At 62.5% G+C, this 17,216-nt stretch carries 16 protein-coding genes; 12 read left to right on the forward strand and 4 right to left on the reverse strand.

Annotation, left to right across the window (positions count from 1 at the left end):
- Window position 1: 1 nt before the first annotated feature.
- From nuoE to nuoN, 10 genes are all read left to right on the forward strand, one after another.
- The gene (gene nuoE, locus JN756_RS19230; RefSeq protein ID WP_017848059.1) at window positions 2-499 is read left to right on the forward strand and encodes an NADH-quinone oxidoreductase subunit NuoE; all 498 of its coding nucleotides are present in this window, start codon (window positions 2-4) and stop codon (window positions 497-499) included.
- Window positions 496-1,851 (forward strand): NADH-quinone oxidoreductase subunit NuoF, encoded by a 1,356-nt coding sequence (gene nuoF / locus JN756_RS19235; RefSeq protein WP_108525107.1) that lies wholly within the window; start codon window positions 496-498, stop codon window positions 1,849-1,851. The genes nuoE and nuoF overlap by 4 nt, the downstream gene beginning before the upstream one ends.
- Window positions 1,852-1,986: 135 nt before the next feature.
- The gene (gene nuoG, locus JN756_RS19240) at window positions 1,987-4,701 is read left to right on the forward strand and encodes an NADH-quinone oxidoreductase subunit NuoG (protein WP_046485048.1); all 2,715 of its coding nucleotides are present in this window, start codon (window positions 1,987-1,989) and stop codon (window positions 4,699-4,701) included.
- Window positions 4,698-5,705 (forward strand): NADH-quinone oxidoreductase subunit NuoH, encoded by a 1,008-nt coding sequence (gene nuoH, locus JN756_RS19245; RefSeq protein ID WP_017848062.1) that lies wholly within the window; start codon window positions 4,698-4,700, stop codon window positions 5,703-5,705. Before nuoG ends, nuoH begins: the two co-directional genes overlap by 4 nt.
- A gap of 11 nt (window positions 5,706-5,716) precedes the next feature.
- On the forward strand, window positions 5,717-6,265 hold the full coding sequence (nuoI, locus tag JN756_RS19250; protein ID WP_003174725.1) for an NADH-quinone oxidoreductase subunit NuoI: 549 nt from the start codon (window positions 5,717-5,719) through the stop codon (window positions 6,263-6,265).
- Window positions 6,266-6,274: 9 nt separating this feature from the next.
- Window positions 6,275-6,778, forward strand: coding sequence for an NADH-quinone oxidoreductase subunit J (gene nuoJ / locus JN756_RS19255; protein ID WP_046382908.1), 504 nt, complete (start codon window positions 6,275-6,277; stop codon window positions 6,776-6,778).
- Window positions 6,779-6,780: 2 nt separating this feature from the next.
- Window positions 6,781-7,089 carry an NADH-quinone oxidoreductase subunit NuoK gene (gene nuoK / locus JN756_RS19260; RefSeq protein ID WP_026140165.1) on the forward strand — a complete coding sequence of 103 codons (309 nt, stop codon included), beginning with the start codon at window positions 6,781-6,783 and terminating at the stop codon, window positions 7,087-7,089.
- On the forward strand, window positions 7,086-8,939 hold the full coding sequence (gene nuoL / locus JN756_RS19265) for an NADH-quinone oxidoreductase subunit L (protein ID WP_017848065.1): 1,854 nt from the start codon (window positions 7,086-7,088) through the stop codon (window positions 8,937-8,939). The genes nuoK and nuoL overlap by 4 nt, the downstream gene beginning before the upstream one ends.
- Before the next feature lie 55 nt (window positions 8,940-8,994).
- The gene (gene nuoM / locus JN756_RS19270) at window positions 8,995-10,527 is read left to right on the forward strand and encodes an NADH-quinone oxidoreductase subunit M (RefSeq protein WP_010566880.1); all 1,533 of its coding nucleotides are present in this window, start codon (window positions 8,995-8,997) and stop codon (window positions 10,525-10,527) included.
- Window positions 10,528-10,534: 7 nt separating this feature from the next.
- On the forward strand, window positions 10,535-11,998 hold the full coding sequence (nuoN, locus tag JN756_RS19275; protein ID WP_017848066.1) for an NADH-quinone oxidoreductase subunit NuoN: 1,464 nt from the start codon (window positions 10,535-10,537) through the stop codon (window positions 11,996-11,998).
- 88 nt (window positions 11,999-12,086) lie between these two features.
- Here the strand turns inward: nuoN and JN756_RS19280 are convergent, their stop codons facing one another.
- Window positions 12,087-12,911, reverse strand: coding sequence for an arylamine N-acetyltransferase family protein (locus JN756_RS19280; RefSeq protein ID WP_201021180.1), 825 nt, complete (start codon window positions 12,909-12,911; stop codon window positions 12,087-12,089).
- A 120-nt stretch (window positions 12,912-13,031) separates the two neighbouring features.
- Between JN756_RS19280 and JN756_RS19285 the strand changes: the two genes are divergently transcribed.
- Window positions 13,032-13,268 (forward strand): DUF6555 family protein, encoded by a 237-nt coding sequence (locus JN756_RS19285; protein ID WP_046382905.1) that lies wholly within the window; start codon window positions 13,032-13,034, stop codon window positions 13,266-13,268.
- Between the two features lie 224 nt (window positions 13,269-13,492).
- A complete protein-coding gene (locus JN756_RS19290; RefSeq protein WP_046382904.1) occupies window positions 13,493-14,014 on the forward strand; it encodes a DUF3087 domain-containing protein in 522 nt (173 codons plus the stop codon).
- Here JN756_RS19290 and JN756_RS19295 read toward each other — a convergent pair.
- The 3 genes from JN756_RS19295 to JN756_RS19305 form a co-directional block, all read right to left on the reverse strand.
- Window positions 14,011-14,451, reverse strand: a complete 441-nt coding sequence (locus JN756_RS19295; protein ID WP_046382903.1) for an MEKHLA domain-containing protein — start codon at window positions 14,449-14,451, stop codon at window positions 14,011-14,013. The genes JN756_RS19290 and JN756_RS19295 overlap by 4 nt on opposite strands.
- A 43-nt stretch (window positions 14,452-14,494) precedes the next feature.
- Complete coding sequence (locus JN756_RS19300; protein WP_201021181.1) at window positions 14,495-15,625, reverse strand: MFS transporter; 1,131 nt, start codon at window positions 15,623-15,625, stop codon at window positions 14,495-14,497.
- Between the two features lie 70 nt (window positions 15,626-15,695).
- A complete protein-coding gene (locus JN756_RS19305) occupies window positions 15,696-17,060 on the reverse strand; it encodes an MFS transporter (RefSeq protein ID WP_046485032.1) in 1,365 nt (454 codons plus the stop codon).
- Between the last annotated feature and the right edge of the window lie 156 nt (window positions 17,061-17,216).

Below are 17,216 nucleotides of genomic sequence, written 5' to 3' on the forward strand. Positions count from 1 at the left end.
CATGAATAACACGCTTATCCAGACAGACCGTTTCACCTTGAGTGAAACCGAGCGCTCGGCCATCGAGCACGAGCTGCATCACTACGAAGACCCGCGCGCGGCGTCGATCGAAGCCTTGAAGATCGTCCAGAAGGAACGTGGCTGGGTGCCGGACGGCGCCCTCTACGCCATCGGCGAGATCCTCGGCATCCCCGCCAGCGACGTTGAAGGCGTGGCCACGTTCTACAGCCAGATCTTCCGCCAGCCCGTGGGCCGCCATATCATTCGCGTATGCGACAGCATGGTCTGCTACATCGGTGGTCACGAGTCGGTGGTCAGCGAGATCCAGAACAAGCTTGGCATCGGCCTCGGCCAGACCACCCCGGACGGCCGCTTCACGCTGCTGCCGGTGTGCTGCCTGGGCAACTGCGACAAGGCGCCGGCGTTGATGATCGACGACGACACATTCGGTGACGTGCAGCCTGCTGGCGTGACCCAATTGCTCGAGGGCTACCCATGACCCTGACTTCCTTCGGCCCGGCCAACCGCATCAAGCGGTCGCCCGAGACTCACCCGCTGACCTGGCGCCTGCGTGACGATGCCGAGCCGGTATGGCTCGAGGAGTACCAGGCCAAGAACGGTTACGCCGCTGCGCGCAAAGCCTTCGCCGACATGGCCCAGGACGATATCGTCCAGACCGTGAAGGACGCTGGCCTCAAGGGCCGCGGCGGCGCAGGCTTCCCCACTGGCGTGAAGTGGGGCCTGATGCCCAAAGACGAATCCATCAACATCCGCTACCTGCTGTGCAACGCGGATGAAATGGAGCCAAACACCTGGAAAGACCGCATGCTGATGGAGCAACTGCCCCATCTGCTGATCGAAGGCATGCTGATCAGCGCCCGCGCGCTGAAAACCTACCGCGGCTACATCTTCCTGCGTGGCGAATACACCACCGCCGCCAAGCACCTCAACCGTGCCGTGCAAGAAGCCAAGGCTGCGGGCCTGCTGGGCAAGAACATCCTCGGTTCGGGTTTCGACTTCGAACTGTTCGTACACACCGGCGCCGGGCGTTATATCTGCGGTGAAGAAACCGCACTGATCAACTCCCTCGAAGGCCGCCGCGCCAACCCGCGCTCCAAGCCGCCCTTCCCTGCCGCCGTTGGCGTGTGGGGCAAGCCGACCTGCGTGAACAACGTCGAAACCCTGTGCAACGTGCCGGCGATCATTGCCGACGGTGTGGACTGGTACAAATCGTTGGCCCGCGAAGGCAGTGAAGACATGGGCACCAAGCTCATGGGCTTCTCCGGCAAGGTCAAAAACCCTGGCCTGTGGGAACTGCCGTTTGGCGTGACCGCGCGCGAACTGTTCGAGGACTACGCCGGCGGCATGCGCGACGGCTACACCCTCAAGGCCTGGCAGCCAGGCGGCGCCGGTACCGGCTTCCTGCTCCCCGAGCACCTCGACGCACAGATGTATGCCGGCGGCATCGGCAAGGTGGGCACCCGGATGGGTACTGGACTGGCGATGGCGGTGGACAACACCGTGAACATGGTCTCGCTGCTGCGCAACATGGAGCAGTTCTTCGCCCGCGAATCCTGCGGTTTCTGCACCCCGTGCCGCGACGGTCTGCCGTGGAGCGTCAAGCTGCTGATGGCGCTGGAAAAAGGCGAAGGCCGCGAGGGTGACATCGATACCCTGCTGGGGCTGGTCGGTTTCCTCGGCCCAGGCAAGACCTTCTGTGCTCACGCACCGGGCGCCGTGGAGCCATTGGGCAGCGCAATCAAATATTTCCGCTCGGAGTTCGAAGCCGGCATCGCGCCTACCAGCGCCGCCGTCCCGCCTCTGGCGAGGCCGATCGTAGTCGGCGCGTAACGCTTAAACAGGCGAAGGGTCCGTGCCCTTCGCCTCGTCATGTGCTGACGCCGTCAAGGCTGTGTTGATGCACATGAATAACAAGATTCCATTAGCCACGCCCGCTGACAACGGGCCAACGAAGATCTTTGAACCATGGCCACTATCCACGTAGACGGCAAAGCGCTCGAAGTCGATGGGGCAGACAACCTGTTACAGGCGTGTCTGTCACTAGGCCTCGACATCCCTTATTTCTGCTGGCACCCCGCTCTTGGTAGCGTCGGTGCCTGTCGCCAGTGTGCGGTCAAGCAGTACACCGACGAGAACGACACCCGTGGTCGCATCGTCATGTCCTGCATGACCCCAGCCACCGACAACACCTGGATCTCCATCGACGATGAAGAATCCAAGGCGTTCCGCGCCAGTGTCGTCGAATGGCTGATGACCAACCACCCTCACGACTGCCCGGTCTGTGAGGAAGGCGGCCACTGCCACCTGCAAGACATGACGGTGATGACCGGCCACAACGAGCGCCGCTATCGCTTCACCAAGCGCACCCACCAGAACCAGGAACTGGGCCCGTTCATTTCCCACGAAATGAACCGCTGCATCGCCTGCTACCGCTGCGTGCGCTTTTATAAAGACTACGCGGGCGGCACCGACCTCGGCGTCTTCGGCGCCCACGACAACGTGTACTTCGGTCGCGTTGAAGACGGCGTACTGGAAAGCGAATTCTCCGGCAACCTCACCGAGGTCTGCCCGACCGGTGTGTTCACCGACAAGACGCACTCCGAGCGCTACAACCGCAAGTGGGACATGCAGTTCGCCCCGAGCATCTGCCATGGCTGCTCCAGCGGTTGCAACATCTCCCCGGGCGAGCGCTACGGCGAACTGCGTCGCATCGAAAACCGCTTCAACGGTTCGGTCAACCAGTACTTCCTGTGCGACCGTGGCCGTTTCGGCTATGGCTACGTCAACCGCGAAGACCGCCCACGCCAGCCACTGCTGGCCGGCGGCGCGAAGCTGAACACCGACGAAGCCCTGGATAAAGCCGCCGACCTGCTGCGCGGTCGCAACATCGTCGGCATCGGTTCGCCGCGTGCCAGCCTCGAAAGCAACTACGCGTTGCGCGAACTGGTCGGCGCCGAGCACTTCTACTGCGGTATCGAAGCCGCTGAACTGGAGCGCATCCGCCTGGTCCTGCAAGTGCTGAACGACAGCCCGCTGCCAGTGCCGAACATGCGCGACATCGAAGACCACGATGCGATCTTCGTGCTCGGTGAAGACCTCACCCAGACCGCCGCACGTATGGCCCTGTCGCTGCGCCAGTCGGTCAAAGGCAAGGCCGAAGCCATGGCCGACGCCATGCGCGTACAGCCTTGGCTCGACGCCGCGGTGAAAAACATCGGCCAGCACGCGCTGAACCCGCTGTTTATCGCCAGCCTGGCCGAAACCAAGCTCGACGACATCGCCGAAGAATGCGTACACGCAGCGCCAGATGACCTGGCCCGCCTCGGTTTCGCCGTGGCCCACGCCCTTGACGCCAGCGCGCCGGCCGTCGAAGGCCTGGACGCTGAAGCAATGGCACTTGCCCAACGCATCGCCGACGCCCTGCTGGCGGCCAAGCGCCCACTGATCATCGCCGGCACCTCGCTGGGTTCCAAAGCGCTGATCGAAGCGGCAGCCAACATCGCCAAGGCTTTGAAGCTGCGCGAGAAGAACGGTTCCATCAGCCTGATCGTGCCGGAAGCCAACAGCCTCGGCCTGGCCATGCTCGGTGGCGAGTCCGTCGACAGCGCCCTGCAAGCCGTGATCGACGGCAAAGCCGACGCCCTGGTAGTGCTGGAAAACGACCTGTACACCCGCACGGATTCGGCCAAGGTCGACGCCGCGCTGAACGCTGCCAAAGTGCTGATCGTCGCCGACCACCAGAAGACCGCTACCAGCGAGCGTGCCGACCTGGTATTGCCGGCCGCGACCTTCGCCGAAGGCGATGGCACCCTGGTCAGCCAGGAAGGCCGCGCCCAGCGCTTCTTCCAGGTGTTCGATCCGAAGTACATGGACGCCAGCATCCTGGTTCACGAAGGCTGGCGCTGGCTGCATGCCCTGCGCTCGACTCTGCTCAATCAGCCGATCGACTGGACCCAACTCGACCACGTCACCGCAGCCGTCGCGGCGAGCGCCCCGCAACTGGCGCGTATCGTCGACGCTGCACCGTCCGCCGCGTTCCGCATCAAGGGCATGAAACTCGCCCGTGAGCCGCTGCGCTACTCCGGTCGTACCGCCATGCGGGCCGACATCAGCGTGCATGAACCGCGTACTCCGCAAGACAACGACACCGCGTTCGCCTTCTCCATGGAAGGTTACTCGGGTTCGGTCGAGCCGCGTCAGCAAGTGCCATTTGCCTGGTCGCCGGGCTGGAACTCGCCGCAGGCCTGGAACAAGTTCCAGGACGAAGTCGGTGGTCACATCCGCGCTGGCGACCCGGGCACCCGCCTGATCGAACCCCAGGGCGATGCGTTGAACTGGTTCGCCGCCGTACCGCGTCCGTTCAACCCGGCCCAGGGCACCTGGCAGGTTGTGCCGTTCTTCCACCTGTTCGGCAGCGACGAGACCTCGTCCAAAGCCGCACCGGTTCAAGAACGCATCCCGGCTGCCTACGTGTCCCTGGCCAAGTCCGAAGCCGACCGTCTCGGCGTCAACGATGGTGCCCTGCTCAGTCTGAACGTCGCTGGCAAGACCCTGCGTCTGCCGCTGCGCATCAACGACGAGTTGGGTGCCGGCCTGGTTGCACTGCCAAAAGGCATCGCCGGTATTCCACCGTCGATCTTTGGCCAAACCGTTGACGGTCTGCAGGAGGCAGCGCAATGACCTGGTTCACCCCTGAAGTCATCGATGTGATCATTGCGGTCGTCAAGGCCATCGTGATCCTGTTGGCCGTGGTCGTGGCGGGCGCCCTGCTCAGCTTCGTCGAACGTCGCCTGCTGGGCTGGTGGCAGGACCGTTACGGTCCGAACCGCGTTGGCCCGTTCGGCATGTTCCAGATCGCTGCCGACATGCTGAAAATGTTCTTCAAGGAAGACTGGACCCCGCCGTTTGCCGACAAGGTGATCTTCACCCTGGCACCGGTCGTGGCCATGAGCGCCTTGCTGATCGCCTTCTCGATCATCCCGATCACCCCGACCTGGGGCGTGGCGGACCTGAACATCGGCTTGCTGTTCTTCTTCGCCATGGCCGGCTTGTCGGTCTACGCGGTGCTGTTCGCCGGCTGGGCCAGTAACAACAAGTTCGCCCTGCTGGGCAGCTTGCGGGCCTCGGCCCAGACCGTGTCCTACGAAGTGTTCATGGGCCTCGCGCTGATGGGCATCGTGGTGCAGGTCGGCTCGTTCAACATGCGCGACATCGTCGAGTACCAGGCGCAGAACCTGTGGTTCATCATTCCGCAGTTCTTTGGCTTCTGTACGTTCTTCATCGCTGGCGTCGCCGTGACTCACCGTCACCCGTTCGACCAACCGGAAGCGGAACAGGAACTGGCCGACGGTTACCACATTGAATATGCCGGCATGAAATGGGGCATGTTCTTCGTCGGTGAGTACATCGGCATCATCTTGATCTCGGCCCTGCTGGTCACGCTGTTCTTCGGCGGCTGGCACGGTCCGTTCGGCATCCTGCCGCAGCTGGCGATCTTCTGGTTCTTACTGAAGACCGCGTTCTTCATCATGCTGTTTATCCTGCTGCGCGCTTCCATTCCGCGTCCACGGTATGACCAGGTGATGGATTTCAGCTGGCGCTTCTGCCTGCCGCTGACCCTGATCAATTTGCTGGTGACGGCTGCCGTTGTGTTGTTGAACACGCCCGCGGGCGCGGTTCAGTGAGGATTTGACCCATGTTCAAATATATTGGCGACATCGTTAAGGGTACCGGTACCCAGTTGCGAAGCCTGGTGATGGTGTTCGGTCACGGCTTTCGCAAACGCGACACCCTGCAATACCCGGAAGAAGCGGTGTACCTGCCGCCGCGCTATCGCGGCCGCATCGTACTGACCCGCGACCCCGATGGCGAAGAGCGTTGCGTAGCCTGCAACCTGTGCGCCGTGGCGTGCCCGGTGGGTTGCATCTCCCTGCAGAAAGCTGAAACCGAAGACGGTCGCTGGTACCCGGACTTCTTCCGCATCAACTTCTCGCGCTGCATTTTTTGCGGCCTCTGCGAGGAAGCTTGCCCGACCACCGCGATCCAGCTCACACCGGATTTCGAGATGGCCGAGTTCAAACGTCAGGACCTGGTGTACGAGAAAGAAGATCTGCTGATCTCTGGTCCCGGTAAAAACCCTGATTACAACTTCTATCGTGTTGCAGGTATGGCCGTTGCCGGTAAGCCGAAAGGCGCCGCACAAAACGAAGCCGAGCCGATCAACGTGAAGAGCTTGCTGCCTTAAGGAAGAAAGATGGAATTCGCTTTCTATTTCGCATCGGGTATTGCAGTGGTGTCCACGCTTCGCGTGGTCACCAACACCAACCCCGTGCACGCCCTGCTCTACCTGATCATTTCGCTGATCGCCGTGGCCATGACCTTTTTCAGCCTCGGCGCACCGTTCGCCGGTGTACTGGAAGTGATCGCCTACGCTGGCGCCATCATGGTGCTGTTCGTGTTTGTGGTGATGATGCTCAACCTCGGGCCGGCCTCGGTCGCCCAGGAACGCGTCTGGCTCAAGCCGGGCATCTGGCTCGGCCCGGTGGTCCTCGCCGCGCTGCTGCTGGCTGAACTGCTGTATGTCCTGTTCGCTCACCAGAGCGGCCAGGCCATCGGCCACACCACCGTTGACGCGAAGGCCGTGGGCGTCAGCCTGTTCGGCCCGTATCTGCTGGTGGTCGAACTGGCTTCGATGCTGCTGCTCGCCGCAGTCATCACCGCCTTCCACTTGGGCCGTAACGAAGCCAAGGAGCAATGATGATGCCTGCTATCCCTTTGGAGCATGGTCTGGCGGTCGCCGGCATCCTGTTCTGCCTTGGCCTGGTCGGCCTGATGGTTCGCCGTAACATTTTGTTCGTGTTGATGAGCCTGGAAGTCATGATGAACGCTGCGGCACTGGCGTTCATCGTGGCAGGTAGCCGTTGGGGCCAGCCAGATGGACAAGTCATGTTCATCCTGGTGATCAGCCTGGCAGCCGCCGAGGCCAGTATTGGCCTGGCGATCCTGCTGCAACTGTATCGTCGCTTCCACACGCTTGATATCGACGCTGCCAGTGAGATGCGCGGATGAACATGATCTTTCTGACTTTCGTATTTCCCCTGATCGGTTTCCTGCTGCTGTCGTTCTCTCGCGGACGCTGGTCGGAAAACCTCTCGGCCCTGGTCGGCGTAGGCTCCATCGGCCTGTCGGCGATTGTCGCCGCCTACGTCATCTGGCAATTCAACGTCGCGCCGCCGGAAGGCGGCCACTACACCCTGGTGTTGTGGCAGTGGATGTCGGTGGAGGGCTTCAAGCCCAACTTCGCCCTCTACGTCGACGGCCTGTCGATCACCATGCTCGGCGTGGTGGTGGGTGTAGGTTTCCTGATCCACCTGTTCGCGTCCTGGTACATGCGCGGTGAAGCCGGTTACTCGCGTTTCTTCGCGTACACCAACCTGTTTATCGCCAGCATGCTGTTCCTGGTGCTGGGCGATAACCTGTTGTTCCTGTACTTCGGCTGGGAAGGCGTGGGCCTGTGCTCGTACCTGTTGATCGGTTTCTACTACAGCAACCGCAACAACGGTAACGCGGCACTCAAGGCCTTTATCGTGACCCGGATCGGCGACGTGTTCATGGCCATCGGCCTGTTCATCCTGTTCCAACAGGTAGGCACGCTGAACATCCAGGAACTGCTGGTGCTGGCACCGCAGAAATTCCAGGTCGGCGACTTCTGGATCACCCTGGCGACCCTGATGCTGCTGGGCGGCGCTGTCGGTAAATCCGCGCAATTGCCACTGCAAACCTGGCTGGCGGATGCGATGGCCGGCCCGACACCTGTTTCGGCACTGATCCACGCCGCAACGATGGTGACCGCGGGTGTCTACCTGATCGCCCGTACCCACGGCCTGTTCACCCTGGCGCCGGACGTCCTGCACCTGGTGGGCGTGGTCGGCGGCGTGACCCTGGTACTGGCCGGCTTCGCCGCGCTGGTGCAGACCGACATCAAGCGTATCCTCGCCTACTCGACCATGAGCCAGATCGGCTACATGTTCCTGGCCCTGGGCGTCGGCGCCTGGGACGCGGCGATCTTCCACCTGATGACCCACGCGTTCTTCAAGGCCCTGCTGTTCCTCGCCTCCGGTGCGGTGATCGTCGCCTGCCACCACGAGCAGAACATCTTCAAGATGGGCGGCCTGTGGAAGAAACTGCCACTGGCCTACGCCAGCTTCATCGTCGGTGGTGCCGCACTCGCAGCCCTGCCATTGGTGACCGCCGGTTTCTACTCGAAAGACGAAATCCTCTGGGAAGCCTTTGCCAGCGGTAACCAGAACCTGCTCTACGCAGGCCTGGTGGGTGCGTTCATGACCTCGCTGTACACCTTCCGCCTGATCTTCATCACCTTCCACGGTGAAGCCAAGACCGAAGCACACGCAGGCCACGGCATCTCGCATTGGCTGCCACTGTCGGTGCTGATCATCCTGTCGACCTTCATCGGCGCCATGATCACCCCGCCACTGGCCGGCGTACTGCCGGAAAGCGTCGGCCATGCCGGCGGCGAGGCCCAGCACAGCCTGGAAATCGCCTCGGGCGCCATTGCCATCGCGGGTATCCTGCTGGCGGCCCTGCTGTTCCTCGGCAAGCGTCGCTTCGTCACTGCCGTCGCCAACAGTGGCATCGGCCGTTTCCTTTCGGCCTGGTGGTTCGCCGCCTGGGGCTTCGACTGGATCTACGACAAACTGTTCGTCAAGCCTTACCTTGCGATCAGCCACGTACTGCGCAAAGACCCGCTCGACCAGACCATCGGTTTGATCCCGCGTGCCGCCAAGGCTAGCCACACCGCCCTGAGCCGCAGCGAGACTGGCCAATTACGTTGGTATGCAGCTTCCATGGCGGCCGGTGCCGTCCTGGTGATCGGCGCCATCGTTGTGGTAGCGGTCTGACCATGTCTAAGTACATTGCGAACTTTGCGAACTTGCGAAAGGAAACGAGCCCGTCATGATTCTGCCCTGGCTAATCCTGATCCCCTTTATCGGCGGCCTGCTCTGCTGGATGGGTGAACGCTTCGGCGCCACCCTCCCCCGCTGGATTGCGTTGCTGACCATGTCCCTGGAACTCGCGCTCGGCCTCTGGCTGTGGGCCCATGGCGACTATTCATTTGCTCCGGCGCCTGGCGCCGATCCGACCTGGGCGCTTGAGTTCAAGCACGTCTGGATCCAGCGCTTCGGCATCAACGTACACCTGGCCCTCGACGGCCTGTCGTTGCTGATGATCCTGCTGACCGGCCTGCTGGGTGTCCTCTCGGTACTCTGCTCCTGGAAAGAGATCCAGCGTCACGTGGGCTTCTTCCACCTGAACCTGATGTGGATCCTGGGCGGCGTGGTCGGCGTGTTCCTCGCCCTCGACCTGTTCATGTTCTTCTTCTTCTGGGAAATGATGCTGGTGCCGATGTACTTCCTCATCGCGCTCTGGGGTCATAGTTCTTCGGACGGCAAGAAAACCCGGATCTACGCGGCGACCAAGTTCTTCATCTTCACCCAGGCTTCCGGCCTGATCATGTTGGTGGCGATCCTCGGTCTGGTCTTGGTCAACTTCAACAGCACGGGCGTGATTACCTTCAACTACGCCGATCTGTTGAAAACCAAGATGTCCCTGACCACCGAGTACATCCTGATGCTGGGCTTCTTCATCGCCTTCGCGGTGAAGCTGCCGGTGGTGCCGTTCCACTCCTGGCTGCCGGATGCCCACGCCCAGGCGCCGACCGCCGGTTCCGTGGACCTGGCCGGTATCCTGCTGAAGACGGCGGCCTACGGCCTGCTGCGTTTCGCCCTGCCGCTGTTCCCGAATGCCTCGGCCGAGTTCGCGCCGATCGCCATGACCCTGGGTCTGATCGGGATCTTCTACGGTGCGTTCCTGGCCTTCGCGCAAACCGACATCAAGCGTCTGGTTGCCTTCTCGTCCGTTTCCCACATGGGTTTCGTACTGATCGGTATCTACTCCGGCAGCCAGGTGGCGTTGCAAGGCGCCGTGATCCAGATGTTGGCGCACGGTGTTTCAGCCGCCGCACTGTTTATCCTCAGTGGTCAGTTGTACGAGCGTCTGCACACCCGTGACATGCGTGAGATGGGTGGCGTGTGGTCGCGCATCGCCTACCTGCCGGCGATCAGCCTGTTCTTTGCCGCCGCGTCCCTGGGCTTGCCGGGCACCGGTAACTTCATCGGCGAGTTCCTGATCCTGATGGGGACCTTCGTGCAGACACCGTGGATCAGCGCCATCGCTACTTCCGGCCTGGTATTCGGTTCGGTCTACTCGCTGATCATGATCCACCGTGCGTACTTCGGTCCGGCCAAGTCCGACACCGTCCTGCGCGGGATGGATGCTCGCGAACTGATCATGGTGCTCGGTATGGCGGTCCTGCTGATCTACATCGGCGTGTACCCGCAACCGTTCCTGGACACTTCTGCCGCAACGATGCATGGCGTGCAGCAGTGGTTCGGCACCGCCTTCTCTCAACTCGCTTCGGCCCGGTAAGAGCGCTATGGAATTCACGATCCAACACTTTATCGCGCTTGCGCCGCTGCTGATCACCAGCCTCACCATTGTGGTGGTGATGCTGTCGATCGCCTGGCGTCGCAATCATGCGCAAACCTTCCTGCTGTCCTGTGCGGGTTTGAACCTGGCCTTGCTGTCGATCATCCCGGCACTCAAGGTCGCGCCCCTGGCGGTGACCCCGCTGATGATGATCGATGACTTCGCGCTGCTGTATATCGCGTTGATCCTCGTCGCCACCCTGGCCTGCGTCACCCTCGCCCACGCCTACCTCGGCGAAGGCGGCACCGGCTACCCGGGCAACCGCGAAGAGCTGTACCTGCTGATCCTGCTGGCTGCGGCCGGCGGCATCGTGCTGGTCAGCGCGCAGCACCTGGCCGGTTTGTTCATCGGCCTGGAACTGCTGTCGATCCCGACCTACGGCCTGGTGGCCTACGCCTTCTTCAACAAGCGCTCCCTGGAAGCCGGCATCAAGTACATGGTGCTGTCGGCCGCCGGTTCCGCGTTCCTGTTGTTCGGTATGGCCCTGCTCTACGCCGAAGCCGGCAGCCTGAGCTTCACCGGTATCGGCCACGCCCTGGCGGCCACCAGCATGCCTGCGCCGATCGCCCAACTGGGCCTGGCGATGATGCTGATCGGCCTGGCTTTCAAACTGTCGCTGGTGCCCTTCCACCTGTGGACACCGGACGTGTACGAAGGCGCTCCGGCGCCGGTGGCCGCGTTCCTGGCCACGGCGACGAAAGTTGCGGTGTTTGCGGTGGTGGTGCGTCTGTTCCAGATCTCCCCGGCGGCCAACACCGGCGTGTTGAGCGACGTACTGAGCGTGATCGCCGTTGCCTCGATCCTGTTCGGTAACCTGCTGGCGCTGACCCAGAACAACCTCAAGCGTCTGCTGGGTTACTCGTCCATCGCCCACTTCGGCTACCTGCTGATCGCCCTGGTGGCGAGCAAAGGCCTGGCCCTGGAAGCGATCGGCGTGTATCTGGTCACCTACGTGATCACCAGCCTCGGCGCCTTCGGTGTCATCACCCTGATGTCCTCGCCTTACAAAGGCCGTGACGCCGACGCCCTGTACGAATACCGCGGCCTGTTCTGGCGCCGTCCGTACCTGACCGCCGTGTTGACCCTGATGATGCTGTCCCTGGCCGGTATCCCGCTGACTGCAGGCTTTATCGGCAAGTTCTACATCATCGCGACCGGCGTTGAAGCGCATCAATGGTGGCTGGTTGCCTCGCTCATCCTGGGTAGCGCCATCGGCGTGTTCTACTACCTGCGCGTGATGGTCACCCTGTACCTGATCGAGCCAAACCTGCGTCGTGTGGATGCTGAGCTGCACTGGGAACAGAAAGCCGGTGGCGTGATGCTGCTGGCCATCGCCGTGCTCGCCTTCTTCCTCGGCGTGTACCCACAACCGTTGCTCACTTTGGTGCAGCACGCGGTACTGGGCGTTTGATCGCTTAGCGGTACGCAGTAAACAGAAACGGCACCTTCGGGTGCCGTTTTTGCGTTTATGGGGCAGAGAAGATGCGGCCTCAATGCGTCTAAAGATTGGCCGACACTAAACCATCGAGCGTTTCGCGAAGCCGCTGATGCACCGGCAAGCGAAGGCCAAAGGTGCCGCGCAGCACATCAAGCAATTCATCGGCACTGGCTATCGCGCGTTTTTCGCTGGGACCGTCCAGGGAGTGCATCGCGTAGTGGCCGTTGTTCAAGGTGTGACGCTTACCCGGCGCGAGCAGTGCCACTTTCAACTGACCGAGAAACGGCGAGCCCGCGTGGGTGGAGACGTACCAGTTGCCGATTTCATAGTCGATGTCTGCCTGCACCTGCAGGTCGAACACATACAAGCCACGCCACTCCCCGCCGACCTCGGCCCACAGGGTGTAGCTGCCGTGCTTAACGGTCAGCCGAAAGGGTTCGTGGGCGGTGGCCTGGATCGCTGCGCTGTCCAGCAGCAACGGGCTGCTCGGCACCATGCCGCCAAAGCCGACGTCGCAGATATAGCGCACACCGTCCACCGTCACCAGGCTCAGGCGATGGGTACGCGCGGTGTGTGCGTCCGGTGGCCCGCCCATCACGACCCGTCCGGTGATGCCGCGTGCGTCGAAGCCCAACTCCTGCAGCAGTTCCAGAAACAGTTGGTTCAGTTCATAGCAATACCCGCCGCGTCCATCGAGCAAGACTTTTTGTTCGACGCTGGGCAGGTCGATCGGCACCGGCAAGCGCAGCAGGGTCGACAGGCTTTCAAAGGCGAACGTACACACATGCCGCAATTGCAGGTCCTGCAAGGTTTGCAGGGTCGGCGGCGGCGGCGCAGCGTAGCCCAGGCGTTGCAGGTACAGGTGGCTTTGGGTCAGGCGGGACATGACGCGATCCTTGGGCGCGTGGCGAAGGCCCCACTATGCCGTCCGGACCGGCAATTTGTCATTTCGAATGAACCTTTTTAAACGCTTTCCTATCCATCTATAACAAGACAGGGAGGCAACATGAGTAGCGCAAAAATCTACACCATTACCTATCAACTGCACGGTCAACCGAAGTCTTTCGTGGTGCGTGCCGAAGTGATGAATAACGCCGAGGCCTGGCACTGGGCGGCCGTTGATGCCGATATTGCGCATGTCAGCCGCATCGGTCGGGTCGGCCACGAACAGGTGAAAAAAACCACCCGGCCCTGGGCCGAGAAGTACGGCATCACCGACGTCAACTGGGTACCGCCCAAATAAACAAACGCCCCGTTCAACGACGGGGCTTTTTTTTCGACAGCATTTGGTTGCTCACGCTCTTTCGGGGCATTGCGTGTGCGATCCGGGCCGGGGCTGCTTGTAATCGATCATCGAGAACGCCCCACACGCCTTCGTTCAACGTGTTTACCGCACACCCCGTCGCCAAGCATGAGAAGATGCCGCCCTGCCCTATCCCCTACAAACGCCAAGGAGATTTTCCCCGGATGTTCGAACTCAAACCCTGCGACCCCATCACCTACCGCCAGCAGACCCGTCGCAGTACGTTGATCGTGGCCGTGTTGTTCGTGGCCCTGGCGATGCTGTTGTCGAGCCTGGCGGTGATGCTGTTTGGCGAAGCCGGCGGCGACAACTTTCGCTACAACGTGGGTGGGGTGTTTGCCGGGGTGTTGATCACCCTCGCCCTGGTACGTGGCCCGTTCTGGACCCAGCCATGGCTGGCGCCGGCGGTGTATGGCTGGCAGCTCAAGCGCAACCTGATGCGCGTGACCAACGTGATGCACAAGGTCACCGACCGCGTGCAAGCCAATGACCCGACGGCGCTCAAGGTGCTGCGGTTCTATCACCTGGGGCTGACGCAGATGCATGAGCTGGACGCCAACTCCAGCGCCCAGGTGCAGTTGGTCGGCGAGATCGAGGCACATAGGGCGAAGATGCAAGCGTTGGGGCTCGATACCGAGCAAACCCGTTTCGACCCGTCCTGGCTGGACAGTTTCAAAGGCGCTTAAGCCAACACCCCGATACGCTGCGCATCCGGCCAGAACAGCGCCGCCTGCCCACACGGCAGGCCGGCGGCATCGAGCAACGTCCACACCACACCGGCATGGATCATGAACGGCTGCTGATGTGCATCCACCCGCCAGCCGCTGTAGCCATGGGCGATGCCGTTGGCGCTGACGTGCTCCAATAACACCTGGCGCGCGGCGCGGTCGAGTTCCGAGGCGCTGAAGCGTGACGGCATGCCGATGAAGGTCTCGCGCGGGTATTTGAAGCACGCCAAGGCGCACGCATTGGCGTAGTTAAACCGCGGGTCCGCCGCGCCATCGTGGGCCAGCAGGCTGTAGGGCGCATGGGCATGCAGCCAGGTCAGGCGTTGCTGTGCGTCCAGATGCTCGGGCGCCGGCAAGCCCTGGCCGGTCCAGTGTCGATAGGCGTCATCCAGCACGCGTACACAGTCTTCTTGTCGGGTCACACACTACCTCACATTGTCAGTTGGAACGCTTTGCCCGCCAGCAGAACACGGCGCTGATGGCTATCGCGGCGCCCGCCAGGCCAAACACCCAAGGGGCCGCGGCGACCGGCAGCAACAACCCCGCCAGCAGCGGCCCGAGGCCGGCGCCGATATCGCGCCATACCGCGTTGGAGGCCAATGCCGACACGCGCATCGAACCGGGGTTGCGTTCGGCCACCAAGGTCGTCACCAGGGGTAACTGCAACGCCCGCAACACCAGCACTGCCGCCGCGCCGACGATCACCCAATAACTGCCGAATGCCGCCAGGGCCAAAGCGCTCAGGAACGAAAACAACAACAGCATCGACGTGGCGCCGAAGCGTTGCGCGGCGCGACCGCCCAGCGGGCTCAGGAGCATTTCCGAGACATAACGCAAGGCCATCAAGGCACCGGCGATCAGCACCGCGTCGCCCCCGAGAAGCTTCTGTGCCTGGATCGACAGGCCAAAGATAAACAGCCCATCCAGCGCCACGCCTTCAATAAACGACCACAGCGCCACGCTATCGGGCCACTTGAAACGGCGCCCCGGACTGCTGTGCAAATCATGGCCGACAGTAGGCAACCGCCGCGCCATCCACAAGCCCAGCAGGCAGCATCCGGCGAGAATCAGAAAGATCGGACGCGGCCCGGCCCATAAGGTCAGCCCGCCGCCGAGCGGCAATGCGAGCATCGGCCCGAGGGCGATCAAGGCCCGCGACCGCCCTGCCCGGCGTGCGGCACCCGTCGGCTCGGCGGTCGCCAGCACTTGGGTCGACAGGTTCAACGCGGCAAAACACAAGCCCCAGACCAGCCGCAAGCCCAGCAATGCAGCGAAGCCCGACAGCATCGAGTTACCCAAGGCACACAGCGTCGCGGCACCGGCGGCGATCATGCAGGTCAGACGATCGCCGTGGCGGGCATAGAAATTGAGCACGTGGCGGTAACCGAAAATCCGCACCAGTCGGTTGGCCGCCAGCAGCACCCCGGCCTGGGCCAGCGTGATGCCGAACGCCTGGGATTCCATGGGCAGCAGCAGATAAAGCAACACGTCACTGGGCAGGCATAAAGCCAAGGTCAGCGCGGCGCGGCGGGAGGTGATGTCGGCAGTGCGTTGGGCCTGGCTTGCCATAAATCTGAAACATCCCGAAATATTCAGGTCGCCACCGTAGCCTTCTCGAACGGCTTTTTACAACGCTCGATTAAACCTTTTTGTCATACGGCAACAACCGCAGGCCGCTGGCCACGCTGCCCACCAACGCAAACGCGCAGCCTAGCCACAACGCGTAGTGCGGGCCGCTGCCCAGGGACCAGTGAAAACACAACGCCACCAGCGACGCTCCCAGCGTCTGCCCCAGCAACCGCGAGATCGCCACAATGCCACTGGCCCCGCCGCTGCGGGCCAAGGGCGCGCTGGTCATCAATGCCTTGAGGTTGGGCGACTGGAAGAACCCGAAACCGGCTCCGCACAAGGCCATGCGCCAGCCGATCTCGAACGCCGACGCATCATTGTGCAACGTCGCCAGGGCCGCCATGCCCACGCTCAGCATCAACAGGCCGATCCCACACAACAGGCCGAGGGACACGCGGTCGGCCAGGCGCCCGGCGACCAAGGCCATCACCGCCACCACCGCAGGCCAGGGCGTCATCAGAAAGCCGGTCTCCACCTGGCTGTGCCCGAGCACTGCCTGCAGCAGAAACGGCAGCGACACAAAGGCCAGGCCCTGGGCACTGAAGGCGCAGATCGCCGTGAGCGAAGACAGCGCAAACACCGGGCGCTTGAACAAGTCCACTGCCAGCATCGGCGCCGGGTGCCCGGCCTGGCGGCGCAGCAGCAGCGCGCCGCAGACCAGCGCCAGCGCGATCAGGCCCAGGGTCAACGCACCTTGGGCGCCATGCACCGCCGTCCCCAGGCCAAGCACCAGCAAGGCGAACAGCCCGGCACACAACAGCGCGGCGAGGCGATCGAAGGCATGCCCGGCCATGGGAATGACCGGCAATGAGCGCAGGCCCAACATCAGCGCCAGCAAGCCCAGCGGCACGTTGATCAGGTACAGCCAGTGCCAACTCGCCACCGACAGGATCGCCGACGCCGCCGTCGGCCCGAGCGTGAACGCCAGCCCCACCACCAGCGAGTTATAGCCCAGGCCGCGCCCGAGCATGCGCGACGGATAGATATGCCGCAGCAACGCCGTGTTGACGCTCATGATCGCGGCCGCACCGAGCCCCTGCACCACCCGCGCCGCCGTGAGCGTCACCAGCGACCCGGCGATCCCGCAAAACAGCGACGATACGATAAACAGCAACAAGCCACCGAGGTACACCCGACGGTGCCCGAGCACATCGCTCAGCGAAGCGAAGGGCAACACCGTGGCAATGATCGCCAACTGGTAGGCATTGACCACCCAGATCACCGACGCGGAGTCGGTGCCAATGCCGTCGGCCAGGGTCGGCAGCGCCGTGTTGACGATGGCCGTGTCCAGGGTCGCCATGCCGATGCCCAGGGAAATGGCGATCACCGCCGGCAGGCGTTTATTCAGGGGCAGCCCATCGGCAACAGAAGACATGCACAATCCGCACAGGTGACAAAAGGCCTCTAGATTACGGGCTGCGACGATTTTTTCCAGTCGCCAATGCGTTGGCTGTCAACATCTTCATGTTGCCTGCAGCCGTAAAAAAAACGCGCCAACTCCGTATCGGTGATGGCGCGTGGGCTGACGCAA

It is taken from the genome of Pseudomonas sp. Y39-6, assembly GCF_023651955.1.
GTDB classification, from domain to species: domain Bacteria; phylum Pseudomonadota; class Gammaproteobacteria; order Pseudomonadales; family Pseudomonadaceae; genus Aquipseudomonas; species Aquipseudomonas veronii.

Bases quoted from the DNA above. Each gene is read 5' to 3' on its own strand.
- nuoE (WP_017848059.1), top strand. From the start codon at position 2: ATGAATAACACGCTTATCCAGACAGACCGTTTCACCTTGAGTGAAACC.
- nuoF (WP_108525107.1), top strand. From the start codon at position 496: ATGACCCTGACTTCCTTCGGCCCGGCCAACCGCATCAAGCGGTCGCCC.
- nuoG (WP_046485048.1), top strand. From the start codon at position 1,987: ATGGCCACTATCCACGTAGACGGCAAAGCGCTCGAAGTCGATGGGGCA.
- nuoH (WP_017848062.1), top strand. From the start codon at position 4,698: ATGACCTGGTTCACCCCTGAAGTCATCGATGTGATCATTGCGGTCGTC.
- nuoI (WP_003174725.1), top strand. From the start codon at position 5,717: ATGTTCAAATATATTGGCGACATCGTTAAGGGTACCGGTACCCAGTTG.
- nuoJ (WP_046382908.1), top strand. From the start codon at position 6,275: ATGGAATTCGCTTTCTATTTCGCATCGGGTATTGCAGTGGTGTCCACG.
- nuoK (WP_026140165.1), top strand. From the start codon at position 6,781: ATGCCTGCTATCCCTTTGGAGCATGGTCTGGCGGTCGCCGGCATCCTG.
- nuoL (WP_017848065.1), top strand. From the start codon at position 7,086: ATGAACATGATCTTTCTGACTTTCGTATTTCCCCTGATCGGTTTCCTG.
- nuoM (WP_010566880.1), top strand. From the start codon at position 8,995: ATGATTCTGCCCTGGCTAATCCTGATCCCCTTTATCGGCGGCCTGCTC.
- nuoN (WP_017848066.1), top strand. From the start codon at position 10,535: ATGGAATTCACGATCCAACACTTTATCGCGCTTGCGCCGCTGCTGATC.
- JN756_RS19280 (WP_201021180.1), bottom strand. From the start codon at position 12,911: ATGTCCCGCCTGACCCAAAGCCACCTGTACCTGCAACGCCTGGGCTAC.
- JN756_RS19285 (WP_046382905.1), top strand. From the start codon at position 13,032: ATGAGTAGCGCAAAAATCTACACCATTACCTATCAACTGCACGGTCAA.
- JN756_RS19290 (WP_046382904.1), top strand. From the start codon at position 13,493: ATGTTCGAACTCAAACCCTGCGACCCCATCACCTACCGCCAGCAGACC.
- JN756_RS19300 (WP_201021181.1), bottom strand. From the start codon at position 15,625: ATGGCAAGCCAGGCCCAACGCACTGCCGACATCACCTCCCGCCGCGCC.
- JN756_RS19305 (WP_046485032.1), bottom strand. From the start codon at position 17,060: ATGTCTTCTGTTGCCGATGGGCTGCCCCTGAATAAACGCCTGCCGGCG.